The organism is Thermogutta sp. (assembly GCF_039793925.1).
GTDB lineage: Bacteria > Planctomycetota > Planctomycetia > Pirellulales > Thermoguttaceae > Thermogutta.
Genome location: NZ_JBAMME010000059.1, coordinates 51,013 through 63,897, shown reverse-complemented (window position 1 = coordinate 63,897; position 12,885 = coordinate 51,013). Strand labels below are relative to the sequence as shown.

Here is a 12,885-nt window from a genome sequence, read left to right as displayed (position 1 = left end):
TGTGGAAACCAGATGCAGTGTCGGATTCATAAACATCCAGCATAAGATGGCGACTGCATTGAGGCCGGCTGCCATGACAAAGAAAAGACCGGCCTGCCCGGTTGCGGAATCCTGAAGAATTGGGAAGACGATGGCGCCAAGCGCTGCACCGATGTTTCCTACCATGTTCATCGCAGCGGAGATCGTTCCCGAATATTTTCCACCCAGGTCGTTGCAAAACGCCCAACTTGGACTGAGCGTCATATCAACCCCGAACGTCGTAATACTGAAAAAGGTCACGAACCAGAAGAGGTTATCCGTCTGTGCGGCAAACAACAGTCCGACTGTCGCAAGTCCAAATCCGATGATGGCTGTGATGCGGCGCGACGCCACGGGATAACCGAGGGAGTGCAAACGGGTCACCATCCCCGCGGCAACCCAGTTTGCTGCTATCGCACACAGAAGGGGAACAGCCGACCAGTGGATGGCCGAACAATCATCAGACCACTGCCGCTTGAGGTAGGTCGGCAACCAAGTAAGCGTCACGAAGAATGCGACATTGCTTGCAAAATACTGAACCATAGCGATAAACATGCTGCCTGAGGTGATCAGTACCGCCAGCAGAATTGTTTCCGCATGACCTGCTTTGCTTTCACCCTTTTGGATGTGCTCAATTTTCTTCTCTGTCATCCAAGGATGAGCGCGCGGATCGTCACGATAAGTCCACAGCCACCAGGCCACCCAGAGCAAGCCCACCAGACCGTTCACAAGAAACATATCGCGCCAGCCCAGTTGGCCGATCAACCACGGCATCAGAAACAGCGAGACCGCAGCCCCCAGGCGGCTGGCAGAAAACGTGACTCCGTGGGCCAGCCCTTGCTCGTGAGATGGCAACCAGCGGTAGTATGCCTGAGCAATGCCGGGAAAGGCCCCGCCTCACTGGCCCCGAAAAGAAACCTTACCGCAAGAAGCTGCCAGAATCGCGAGACAAGACCCGTTACGGCTGTGAGCGCACTCCAAGCCGTCACCACAATGGCCACCGTCTTCTTTGCCCCGTACCTATCAGCAAACTAGCCCGCTCGCACCTGGAACAGAGCATATCCCAAAGCAAAGATACCCAGCACAGGCCCCATGACTTCGTCCGACAAGTGAAGATCATGACGAATCGCCTCAACCGCAGACGCGACGCTAGCACGATCCAGATAAGTGTTGAGACTACAGAAAAACAGGATGGTGACCACCCAGATACGAATACGTGATTGTCGCTGCGGGATATTCATCAGCCCAGACCTCGTCGCACGCTACGTTGGTCCCACTCTTCAATGGCCACAGCACGGACGGGAGGGCCATCACGGTCTTTGATCTTCAACGGAAATGCTGCAAATATCACCCGCGAGCTGGAGATCGCTTCCAGATTGGTTAACCCTTCGATAATGATGACGCCGCCGTTCAGGAGGATCGCGTGGATTTGTTCGACTTCCTCTCGGTTGTTCACATCCGCCACAGAAGGTGGTTCAACGCCCAGAATACGGACCTGACGATTGACACACCATAATGCCAGATCACGGCTGACGCGGGGCAGTTCGTCCCCATACTGAGGCGTTCCCCAACGGGAACCCCAACCGGTCGCAAGAAGCAGTCCGTCACCTGGTTGCAATTGTTCGGCAACGCTTCCCAGGCATTCGGTCCCAATGAGACTTTTTGGAGCTACATTCGGGATTCGCACGACCCAAGCCGGGCCATAACATCGATCCAGGGGAATTAAGTCAATCCCGCGGGCCCGATCATCCACGTGGGCTGGAGCATCCATGTGTGTGCCACAATGGGAATAGAGATTCAGCACCGTCGAATTCCAGGCATTCTGAGGACGTCGATGTCGCGGGCTTAACTCGACTCCAGGCATGTCGTTGCTGATTGTTAATGTCAGATCGTGGATGCGCAACACAGTTTTTCAATTTCTTTGCCGATCAGGTATCCCATCTCAGTTGTTCGCAACGATCCGCCTAAATCTGGCGTCCTCAATCCTGGTTCTTGAAGCGTTCGCTTGACCGCATTGCGAATCCACTTGGCCCCGCGAACGGTTGAGGGGTGTTTCAGCCATTCCAGCATCATGGCCGCCGAGAGAATCGCAGCCACCGGATTGGCAATGCCGCGTCCTGCGATGTCGGGCGCCGAACCGTGCGCCGGTTGAAAGAGTGCCCTTCTGTTACCGACATCGGTCGAGGGAGCCATCCCCATCCCTCCCACAAGCCCAGCCGCCAAGTCTGAAAGAATGTCACCGAACATATTCTCTGTGACAATCACGTCAAACCGCTGCGGCGACTTGAGAAGGTACAGGGCTGTGGCATCGACATAACAACAATCGGTCGAGACATCTGGGTATTCCGCAGCGACTTCTTCGAACACCTGGTGAAAGAACGCCATCGAGGGTAGAACGTTCGGTTTATCCACCAGGGTTAGATGTCGGCGGCGTGTCCGAGCCAGTTCGAAGGCCGCACGAAAGACCCTCGACGCGCCGGTCCTGGTAATCCGCAAGATATCCCAAACAGCCTCGCCGTTGGAACTGTTGTTGGCCGTTCGGCTCGAGAACAATCGTTCCGTGTTCTCCCAGACAATCACGAAGTCAATCTCCCCCGCACTGTATCCCTTCAGAGGTGTGTCCGAAGGATGATACAGATAGACTGGTCGAATCCCACAGTACAGGTCGAGTTTTTCGCGCAAATCGAGCTGGCGAGTAATATCCCGGCCATCAGGTAAGCGAACGGAAGGCAATCCCGTGGCCCCTAACAGGATTGCATCGGCCTGCCGGCACGCCTCGAAGGTCTCCCCCAACAAGGCTTCACCTGTGGCCAGGAAACACGACGCGCCGCAGGGATAATCAGTCAAGCTAAATTTGATATCTGGCAGATGCGATTCAACTGCCTTCAGAACCTTAACTGCCTCGTTAATGACTTTTGGACCGATCCCGCCCCGGGCAGGACAGCGATTGTGAATGTCGTCTCCATCATGTGGTTATTTCCGAATGAGAATGACCCAATCTTCTTTTTCCTCTGCTGGCGGCCAACCTAGGTCCACCTTGCCGCCGCCTGAAACTTCCTTTACCGAACCCGCCAGCAATTCTCCCCCACGACGGGGATCATACCACCTGACGGAGAAGATTCCCGATGTTCCGGAGAGGTCCAGTTGACATGTCCCACCAGTCGGCAGATAGACGACGTATACCTCACCCGGCAAGGCCAGGCAATAACGGGAGTTGTCGTTCTTTGCGTTGCCTACCAGCCCATTTGCATTCGTCATGCTCCAAAACGGGACATGGAACTTGGTAAAGAACTCGAGAGCAACACGACAGTAATCCCAGGAGCAGTCGCGACTTCGGTAGTCTTCACATGTTAGATCATTCTGAGGAAGCTTGTAACCGAAGTAATATTCGACCCCCGCACCACCCGCCATAAGATTCCCCCACAGCGTGTATTTGCGGATATCATGGAGGGTATATCCGGGATCTTCGGGTTTCGAGCGCGCCACGCCCTCGAAGCCTTCGTAGCCGGGATCGGGTGGAACGCCCAAATCCGCCGGCCCCTGTTCGTCATTCGCCACCACCCATGGACGACCCGCCTTGGCCGACGCCCGCACCCATTGCAGCGTACGTCGATGAACTTCGCGCCAACCATTTTGCAACGAAGCACCTGTTAACAGCGATTTGTCGCCCAAAAGCTCAGAATAAACCCGATCCTGCCAGTGTGGAAACGTGTGAACGACGATGTGATGTTTGTACGGGTCCGTCTCCCACAAATACTGAATCATCGCCCGTTGCTCTTCCGGAGACTGCGTGTTTTCCTCCCCGATATTCCAGTTCAGCGCCAAGTTGTGGGCGAACCTGGCGATCAATTCCCGGCAGTAGAGTTTGCGTTCCGGGCCGAGAGCTCCACCATCCAGAGACTCCGGGACAACCTTCTTGTCTGCCTTATCGCCCACGCGATTATCGTCCATTTCCTGTTCTTGGAGTTTGAAATGCAGATACAACCCCAGGGCCGTCGCGTGATCAAACACGATACCCCACTGGTCCAGTTTCGAACAGTCATAATGGAGCTTGTCATTGCGTTCCACAAACGGCCAGACATTATCACCATCTCCTCCGGCGTTGTAAGTTAAAAAAGAAACAGCATTAACGCCTTTGGATGCTAGATAGTTGAGTGCCCCGATGATCCCTTTGCCTTTGCCACCCTTCCAATTTGGGTCGCCTGGCCGCCAATCGCGGACATGAGGGGACCAACGGTGAAGGGGAACGTTCTTTTTCGTCGCAACCGTGCCATCAAAGTCTTCGTAGGCCAAGAAAGTTTCAGGAGCATCCGCCCCGGCCTTCAGGAAATATTCTCCACTACCCAGAAATTGCAAATGGTGTTTCCCCACGTATGCTAACCGCCCTTTGGCGCGAAAATCACGTCCTACCTTGTCCGTTTCTGTGATCGTAAATTGTCCGGTGATCCCATGATAGGGCGCCAACGGTTCTCCGGTTCCTCCAATCGCTGCGTGTTTGCCCTTCAAAAAGGAAATTCGATAACTCCAGCCCCCTGTTTTGTCAGGCGCTAAATGGGCACGCCAGCAATTCCCCGCCTCGGCTGAGCTCTCTGCGGCCTGACCATCAGCCGTAAAATAACCCGGTACATGGTACACCGGTTCGCCGGACTCATGCCGAAACTCCACCGTGAAGTTGTAATCGGTGAACGGATTCGGGTCATTGTCCCGCTCATGCGCAAAAGGACCCGCCAGAGTCAATGTGACCTTATGCCATCGCTTCAACTCCCCGGAAATTGTCACTGTCCCGTTGCCGTCGCGATGGTTTTCGCCAAGCACAGGATTTACCCGGGCACTCCAAATAATACCCCCTGCCACGACAAAACCGAGAACCACATGGACATGTTTTCCGCCGATCATGAGCACCTCTCCTTTCGATTCAGACATTGCCGCACCGCCGGCCAGCAATACTGTGGCTACGACATGGTTGGCCGTTCCACAAGCTGCGAAAGGCCCCGCTTGCTTAATAATCTATGAACTAATGTAATTTCCGCGAGCGCCACTGACCATGTAAAAAAGCCCAATTTTTCTACGATTTTTCGTCACCTCGCCTGATGCTAACCCGGGAGCATCTCATTGTCAGCCGGATTTTCCTCGATAAGCCTTGCGAAAATCCCGTGGTGCTTGCCCCATAAAACGATGAAAGACGCTACTCATGTACTCGGCCGAGGAGAAGCCACTGAGTGTTGCAACGTTCTCGATCGTCAGATCTGTTTGGATGAGCAACTCCTGAGCGCGGCGCAACCGCGTCCGAACGATCAGATCGTGCGGGGTACAATTGAGAAACTTCTTGAACTTTCGTTCTAACATGCTTCGAGAAATATTGACAGCCGTAACAAGATCCCCCACATCGATCCCCTGACAGGCGTAATCGCGTATGTACCGAACGGCCGCCGAGACATCTTCGTCCGGTACAGCCACCACGTCGGTCGAGCGCCTCGCCGCAACCCAAATCGGCGGAACACGGTAAACCTCACCGGGCACTCGTTACCCCTTCAACATCCGGTCCAGCAAAGATGCCGCCAAGTAGCCAGCCAACCGGGGATTGGGAATCACACTCGAAAGCAGTGGATCACAGAATTCGCAGATGGTCTCATCATTGTGCTGACCAATCACTGCCCGTTGGTCCGGGACGTGAATCCCCAGTTCCCGACAAGCGACCCAAAGCTGCTGACCGCGCAAGTCGTAACATGCCATCACCCCAATTAGCTTGGGCAAATGCCTTACCCAGCCAATGAGTTCTTCCAGGGCACGTCCCCAATGACGCGCAGCCGATTTCGTTCCCGATAACCGACGACACGAAAATCCCCGCTCCTCAACGTATCGGACAAAATGCTTTTCATGGCTTTTCGACCATTCAAATCGGGGATCTCCGCAATACCCGAATTGCGTGAAGCCACATTCCAACAGGTGATCCGCGGCAGCCTGTGCAATCGCCTCGCTGTCGCTGATCACTGTCGGGAAGACGAGGCCAAATCCGGAAGCACTCACGTTGACTACCGGCACACCGAGCGCAGGTATCACCAGCTGTCGATCCTGCCGATGATTCCATCGCCTTTCCATTTGGAAAGCCATGAAGGTACCGTCTGCCCCCGGGCTTGCTCACCCAATTGAAAAGACCAGGCTTCATCTTCGCGAACGCAGTCGCGAATCCCCAGGAGCAACCGTCGCCCGTATTCATTGGACGTTTGGATCAAAAGGGCGACTCGCGGCAAACGCTGTTTTCGTGAACCGCTAGTGCGATGAACATCTCGCCGGTGACTTCTCGTCCTGCTCGCCGTACGGATTGCAAACAAGTGCTCGAATTTGTTGAGCCGTAGGCCCCACCATCGCCTGGCACGCTGCCCTCTTGACGATTTTATTCGGTGCTCCTGTCAAGTCCAAATGGGGCGAAAAATGAAGCAAAATCTAAGAAAAAATACGTAGACATTTTACGAGGTCTTTATTCAATATTCGGGGATGTTCGATTAGGCCCTTATTTTGGAGGTTCGGTACATGAAATGGTCGCCCGTTGTTTCGTCGAATCGTGGCTTTACGCTTGTGGAGCGTCTAGTCGTCATTGCAGTTATTGGTATTCTGATTGCTTTGCTTCTTCCTGCGGTGCAAGCTGCGCGGGAAGCAGCTCGGCGGAGTCAATGCACCAATAACATGAAACAGATTGTCCTGGCGCCGCATATCAAGTCCCGAGCGGATGCCCTGATAGAAAAGGCAAACGCGCTTCCCGGAGAATTGGAAGAGGAAACGACAAGTTAGCGCCTCCGCTTGTGGTCATCCCCGCGATCGCTCGCCGGAAAGCTCAAAAGCCCCTGCGCTGCACCCGAGGTCCGAAACGCTTTCGGACCTTGTTTTTGTTTGCTGAAGTGTCTTATTGCTCGAATCGCAAGTCCCGTGCGAGGCTGTGATGAGTAGTTCAGCGCCCCAATGGCGAGGAGAGCCAGGAAGACCGAAAATCCGAGATCAGTGGGAGCCATAACTCAGGATCAATAGACACGAGGAGCCTGTGCATAACCGCTATGTAAGACGAGAACCATAGCTCAGCGGAACTCAGCTCCACCCGAAACAATTTGGCAAACCGGCACTTCCGTAGGCCGGGTGTGGGTGATCGTGTCCGACTCGTCTATCCCTGCACCGACATCTTGACACGAGCTTTCGGCGTCCGCGCGAATTTCATTGTTGAGAACACAAGGTACGTCAGGCGAAGCCCGGATGCACGACAACCTGTCGAGCATGGCAGTCCCAAACCACTGCATCCGTTGCCGTGTCACGCGGCTGCTGAAGAAGCCCATCGCCGAGTAAAAACGGCGTTCACGATTAAGACTTTCTGCAAGAAGGCCAGACTTTGCAGGGGGCCTAGGCCTCTCCGCTTCATGTTGCCGCATCAAGACCATTGAAGCTATGCTCAAAAATTTATGCCCGAAATATAAGCTGCCTATTTCTAATCCTTCCGACCGGTCTCGAACCATGCATGGTCCTCGGGTAAATTGTCAATGCGTTAGCTGAGATCAAGCATCTGGATGAGAACTCCTCTTTTGTGCTGCAGCATCGGAAAGTCATCTTGTTCTTTTCCACAGTCGTGTGCGCCGCGGGTGTGTACTGTGCGTATCACATGCCGTCTGCGGTGTTTCCTCAGACAGATTTTCCCCGGGTGGTGATTCTCATCGACAACGGTGTGATGCCTGCGGACGAAATGATGGCCACTATCACGCGACCTGTGGAGGAGGCCATGAAGAATATCCCGGGTACGGTCAATATCCGTTCCACGACGGGTTGAGGGTCGGCGGACATCAGCGTGTTCTTCGACTGGTCCACGGATATGGAACGCGCGGAATTGTATGTCTTGGGCCGTTTGGCCCAGATCCGGAGTGAATTGCCATCCACGACTCAGTTTGCGGTACACCGGTTGACGTTCGCAGCGTTTCCAATTCTCGGCGTCAGCCTCACCAGTTCTCAAAGAAAAACCACGGAGCTATGGGAGATAGCGCGTTATGAATTGAGCCCCGGCTCCTTCGGATTCCGGGTGTTGCTCAGGTCAAAATTGTTGGAGGACGTCAGCCCGAATACCACGTGGTGGTGGATACCGCAAAACTCGAGGCACGGCATTTGAGCCTGCAAGAGGTCGTCGATGCCCTGGAGAAAACCAACCAGCTCCTCCCCACCGGAATGCACGAAGAAAATCGCCAGCTTTATTTAGCAGTTCTTGACAATCGGGTCCGGCGGCCGGAGGAATTGGAAAATGTGGTGCTTGCCTGGACGGAGCACGGTCCGGTTTATCTGCGGGAAGTGGCGGAGATCAAACCAGGTGAGGCACCGCAGTTCAATGTGGTGACAGCCGATGGTCGTCCCGCCGTGCTCATGAACATTTACAGCCAGCCCAACAATGCCAGCACCACGCGAATTGCGGACGCCCTCCATGAGGAATTGAATCGTATCAGGCGAGACTATCCGTCCGATCTCCACCTGCCTTCTTCTACGATCAATCGGTGTTTGTTAAGGAAGGGGAGCGGAGCGTGTGGGAGGCAATTATTGTTGGACTGGCTCTCTCGGTGGTTGTTCTTTTCTTGTTCTTGCGCAATCTATGGACGACAGTTGTGGCAGTGGCAGTCATTCCGGCAACGGTTCTGATTACGCTGGTGGGGCTTCGCCTCTTTGGAATGGGTTTCAACCTCATGACACTCGGGGGCATCGCTGCAGCGGTGGGCATCATTATCGATGACGCAATTGTCGTTTCGGAAGCGACTTATGCGAAACTACTGGCAGGCTACCAGCCAGCTCGTGCGATCAATGCAGCGGTCGTGGAGGTGGGACGTCCCCTCGTGGGGAGTACGCTCACGCCTGTGGTCGTGTTTTTCCCTCTGACGTACCTGAACGGCGTGGCCGGTGTGTTTTTCAGGGCGCTCGCCCTGCGATGGTGTTTTCCTTGTTGACTTCCCTTGTTTTGGCTGTCACGTTCACACCGGCCTTGGCCAGTCTCCTGCTTCGGCGTCGGCCGGGAGTCATCCAGGAGGAATTGGAACAGGGCGGGCCTATCCTGCGAATCTTCATCACCTTGTACGAGGTTGTGGCACGTTTCGCCCTTCGATGGTGGGGCGCAACACTTGTATTCATCTGCGTCTTTCCGCTGGGGGCCGTATGGTTGTACAACCACCTGGAAACGGGGTTCTTGCCCGATATGGACGAAGGGCCCTTTGTGCTCGACTACTTCACACGTCCTGGCACGAGCCTGTAAGAAACGGATTGGATTCTGCGGCATGTCGAGGAGATTCTTCTCGACACACCTGAGGTGGAAAGTTTTTCGCGGCGGACGGGAGCACGGTTGGCACTCGCCATCGCCGAGCCGAACACAGGAGACTTCCTTTTTAAGTTGCGTTCGGACCGAAAGCGAACGACGGCCGACGTCATCGCAGATCTGCGGCACAGGATCCAGTTGGCGGAGCCCGCCCTTCACACGGAGTTTCCCGGTGTGTTAAGCGACCTGATTGGCGACCTGACATGGTCACCTGAACCTTGTGAGATCAAGATCTTCTCCACCGACACCCAGGTTCTAAAGTCCAAGGCTCCCGAGATCGCGAAACTCATCGAGACGATCCCCGGTGTGGTGGATGTCAATAACGGCCTTGTCGTCGCTGGCCCTGTATTACGCTTTATGGCTCGTGGTGAGGAGACAGCCCGACTGGGGCTTTCCCCAGCTGATGTCGGTAATCTTCTCCACACAGCCCTGTTCGGGAGCGAGGCCTCAGTCCTCGTGAAAGGAGATCGGGTGGTTCCCGTGCGGGTCATCGTTCGGCTTCAGGAACGGGATAAGGAGGTGCGAATTCGCCAGATACCAGTGCGGGCCGATTCCCAGCGGACGACAACCCTCGAAGATGTCGTAAATGTGCAGTACGAGCCGGGTATGCTGGAAATGCACCGAGAGGACCTGCGACAGTTGGTGGCCGTCACCGGCCGCTTCGAAGGCATTAATCTGGGAACGGGAATGCGGCGAATTCAGCAACATCTCCGCGATCGAGTCCAACTTCCTCCCAGAGCATGGCTCGAATATGGGGGACTCTATGAACAGCAACAACGCTCTTTCCATAATTTGACCCTTGTCCTGATAGCGGCGGTCTTCCTGGTCTTCACGGTGCTTCTCGTGGAATTTCGTGCCTTCCTTCGGCCGCTGGCCATCGCGGTAGGCTCGGTCCTTGCGCTCTTCGGGGTGCTTGTTGCTCTCTACGTAACGGGTATTACCCTGAATATCGTCTCGTTTCTCGGCGCCATCATTGGAATGGGAATTGTTGCAAAAAACGGAATTCTGATGATGGACTATGTCGAGCATCTTCAGAGCCGGGGACTGTCCCTTACAGAAGCCCTGGTTCAGTCCGGACGACGGCGTTTGCGACCTGTCCTCATGACGTCCGTCACGACTTTTTTGGGATTATTGCCCCTCGCTTACGGCATCGGTGCCGGGGCCGATATGCTGCGTCCCCTAGCGGTGGCGGTGATCGGGGCCCTTGCGTTTTCGCTCTTACTCTCTCTCGTGGCAACGCCGGTCCTCTATGAAACGTTGCTTCGAATCCTCGGTCTGGGACAAAACCGTTCTTCGTGAGTGGGAAAGTTCGTATGATGGCAAGCGGTATCCTTCGCAATCGTAGGCCTTATGTTGGATGGTTTGAGTTATTGGCTGTAATCTTCACGGTGACTCACACAATCATCACGGGCTGTCACTTTTGGAGTGATGAGAAAACCCGAGATGTGCTCAAGCCAGTGCCGGTCAAGGCGGTCAAGGTCACACGACAAAGTTTCGCACCAACACTGGAGCTGGTCGGACTGGTGAAGGCAATTCCCGAACGGGTGGTCGATATCTGTGCCCAGACAACTGGCTGGGTGGAGGAGTTGGCCGTGAACGAAGGGAGCGAGGTGCACACGGGTGATCTGCTGGTTCGCCTTGATCCCCGTCTGGCAGAAATCGAATTCAAGCGCGCCAAAGCCGAGCTTCAAAAAAAGAGGCCCATCTCGCTCGGCTTCGTCGCGGTTATCTTCCTCAGGAAGTGAGGATGGCCGAACAACAACTCCGCAAGGCGCAGGAAGAGCTCCGGTTGGCCGAGATGAAATGCCAGGCCTTGCGTCCTTTCCTGGAACGTCAGGAAATTCCATCGCTCCAAATGGAAGAGGCCGAAGCAGCTCGCCAGCAGGCCGAGGCGGCAGTCGGGGAGGCTGCCGCGCGGCTCGATCTTCACCGTACGGGGACGCCCCCGGAAGAAATCGCCGAAGCCGAGGCGGACGTGGCGGTGGCGCAAGCCCAGAGCGACCTCGCTGCGTTGGAACGGGACCTGTGCACAGTGACTAGTCCGTGCGATGGTCTCGTCACAATGTTGCCTATTCACCGCGGGATGTTTGTGGACAAGACGAGCCTCCTCTTGACGCTTACTGACCTCTCAAATGTTTTTGTCGAGGTTCGCGTGCCGGGAAACCACGTCGGACAAGTTGGCCTTGGTCTGCCGGGCGAAATCAACCTTCTAACAGGCCAAATGCAGGCTCAACCTGGCAAGATCACTCGATTGTCGCCGATCTCAGACCCAGCCACAGGAGACCTCATCGCGTACCTTGAGGTCGCCAATTCGGGGAAGCCTTTCCTTCGACCGGGAATGAGCTGCCGTGTGAAACTTACACTTGAGAACCGCGAAAATGTCCTTGTGATCCCTACTGCAGCGCTGGCCGATCATTCGGGAACCTCGGTTGTCACTGTTATTTCGAGAAGGCAAGGCGTACGAGGCCCCCGTCACAGTGGGTAGCCGCACCACCGAGCTGGTGGAAATCCTGTCAGGACTGTCCGAGGGGGATCTCGTTGCCGTGGAGGGTGGATACTCTCTCCCCGAGGGTTGCCCTGTAGAAATCAGCGAGAAGCCCAAAAGCGAGCAATAAGGACCGAACAGCTCTGTAGCCGAAGCCGCGTCTTGTTTTGTTCGTGCGCTGTCAGTGCGATAACAAAACATGCGTGTTATCCAATACCACCTAATCGTTGGGGCTTATTTTGCAAAGCCGAATCGATTTTCCAAAATCTTACGGCTAATTTGTGCCGAAGATGACGGTTAGGTGCTCTGTAGGGACAGCCAGAAGCTTTCTGCCCCTGAACATCAAGTTACATTTTGTCCTTGTTTGACGCACCCCACGTATCCATGTCCCGTCAACGACTTGGTCTGCCGTCACCGACAACAAATCCGTACGGCGGATCCTGGTCCTGACCATAGCAGGTTTTGTGGTCGGGATCTGTCTTATGGGGCCGACCGTTGTGGGACAGACGCTGACGCTCCAGGAGGCCCTTCAGGAAACTCTTACTCGGAATCCCAAGCTGGTTGTCCAACGCAGGGAGCAACGGGTGTCCTGGGCAGCATGGTGGGCGGCTCAGCGGTTTCCAACGAGTCTTAACCCGAGGATCTCGCTGGATGTACGCCCCTGGAACTTCGACCCAGAGACTGGCCAACCCCTCAGAACGAGTGTCACAGTGACCTTGCTGCAACCAGTAGACGTGAATGGAGCGCAGCGCCACCGGGTGGCCCAGGCCCGCGCCGAATATGACCTCGCTCAGTGGGAACTTGTCACCGCCGAATTGCAAGCCCTCATCGAGACGTACCGACTTTACGAGACCGCCGTTTACCGCCGGGAGCGTTATCGACTCACCGAAAAGTTGGCTGCGTTTCAGAAAGACTTGGTCGAAGCCATTCGCCGACGGGTTGAGAGTGGGTTGACAGCGCCATCCGACCTAGTCCTTAGCGAAACGGAAGCACAGTCCATGAAGTAAACACTGCTCCTTGCAAGGGAGGACTATTCTAGCGCCGTGGCAAACTTGCAACG

11 protein-coding genes and 3 pseudogenes are annotated in these 12,885 nt (G+C 55.1%); 7 read left to right on the top strand and 7 right to left on the bottom strand.

Annotation, left to right across the window (positions count from 1 at the left end):
• The 7 genes and pseudogenes from ABJK56_RS02025 to ABJK56_RS01995 form a co-directional block, all read right to left on the bottom strand.
• Positions 1–903, bottom strand: a pseudogene (locus tag ABJK56_RS02025) (MFS transporter); the annotation flags it as partial.
• A gap of 146 nt (positions 904–1,049) precedes the next feature.
• A complete protein-coding gene (locus ABJK56_RS02020) occupies positions 1,050–1,259 on the bottom strand; it encodes a hypothetical protein (protein WP_347242992.1) in 210 nt (69 codons plus the stop codon).
• Positions 1,259–1,882 carry a cyclase family protein gene (locus ABJK56_RS02015; protein ID WP_347242996.1) on the bottom strand — a complete coding sequence of 208 codons (624 nt, stop codon included), beginning with the start codon at positions 1,880–1,882 and terminating at the stop codon, positions 1,259–1,261. Before ABJK56_RS02015 ends, ABJK56_RS02020 begins: the two co-directional genes overlap by 1 nt.
• A 20-nt stretch (positions 1,883–1,902) precedes the next feature.
• A complete protein-coding gene (locus tag ABJK56_RS02010) occupies positions 1,903–2,886 on the bottom strand; it encodes an isocitrate/isopropylmalate dehydrogenase family protein (protein ID WP_347242995.1) in 984 nt (327 codons plus the stop codon).
• Between the two features lie 105 nt (positions 2,887–2,991).
• Positions 2,992–4,941, bottom strand: a complete 1,950-nt coding sequence (locus ABJK56_RS02005; protein ID WP_347242991.1) for a DUF5060 domain-containing protein — start codon at positions 4,939–4,941, stop codon at positions 2,992–2,994.
• A 192-nt stretch (positions 4,942–5,133) separates the two neighbouring features.
• On the bottom strand, positions 5,134–5,538 hold the full coding sequence (locus tag ABJK56_RS02000) for an AraC family transcriptional regulator (protein WP_347242990.1): 405 nt from the start codon (positions 5,536–5,538) through the stop codon (positions 5,134–5,136).
• Between the two features lie 3 nt (positions 5,539–5,541).
• Positions 5,542–6,129, bottom strand: a complete 588-nt coding sequence (locus tag ABJK56_RS01995) for a substrate-binding domain-containing protein (protein WP_347242989.1) — start codon at positions 6,127–6,129, stop codon at positions 5,542–5,544.
• A gap of 420 nt (positions 6,130–6,549) precedes the next feature.
• On the opposite strand from ABJK56_RS01995, the pseudogene ABJK56_RS01990 reads away from it, so the two are divergent.
• The 7 genes and pseudogenes from ABJK56_RS01990 to ABJK56_RS01960 all read left to right on the top strand — a co-directional run.
• Positions 6,550–6,729: pseudogene (locus ABJK56_RS01990) on the top strand (DUF1559 domain-containing protein); the annotation flags it as partial.
• Between the two features lie 856 nt (positions 6,730–7,585).
• Positions 7,586–7,825: an efflux RND transporter permease subunit gene (locus tag ABJK56_RS01985; RefSeq protein ID WP_347242988.1), complete on the top strand. Its 240-nt coding sequence runs from the start codon at positions 7,586–7,588 to the stop codon at positions 7,823–7,825.
• Between the two features lie 218 nt (positions 7,826–8,043).
• Positions 8,044–8,676, top strand: a complete 633-nt coding sequence (locus ABJK56_RS01980) for an efflux RND transporter permease subunit (RefSeq protein WP_347242994.1) — start codon at positions 8,044–8,046, stop codon at positions 8,674–8,676.
• Positions 8,562–10,639: pseudogene (locus ABJK56_RS01975) on the top strand (efflux RND transporter permease subunit). The gene ABJK56_RS01980 and the pseudogene ABJK56_RS01975 overlap by 115 nt, the downstream one beginning before the upstream one ends.
• 14 nt (positions 10,640–10,653) lie before the next feature.
• Positions 10,654–11,085, top strand: a complete 432-nt coding sequence (locus ABJK56_RS01970) for a biotin/lipoyl-binding protein (protein ID WP_347242987.1) — start codon at positions 10,654–10,656, stop codon at positions 11,083–11,085.
• 2 nt (positions 11,086–11,087) lie between these two features.
• The gene (locus ABJK56_RS01965; RefSeq protein ID WP_347242986.1) at positions 11,088–11,825 is read left to right on the top strand and encodes an efflux RND transporter periplasmic adaptor subunit; all 738 of its coding nucleotides are present in this window, start codon (positions 11,088–11,090) and stop codon (positions 11,823–11,825) included.
• 482 nt (positions 11,826–12,307) lie between these two features.
• Complete coding sequence (locus ABJK56_RS01960; protein ID WP_347242985.1) at positions 12,308–12,832, top strand: TolC family protein; 525 nt, start codon at positions 12,308–12,310, stop codon at positions 12,830–12,832.
• The last annotated feature ends 53 nt before the right edge of the window (positions 12,833–12,885 follow it).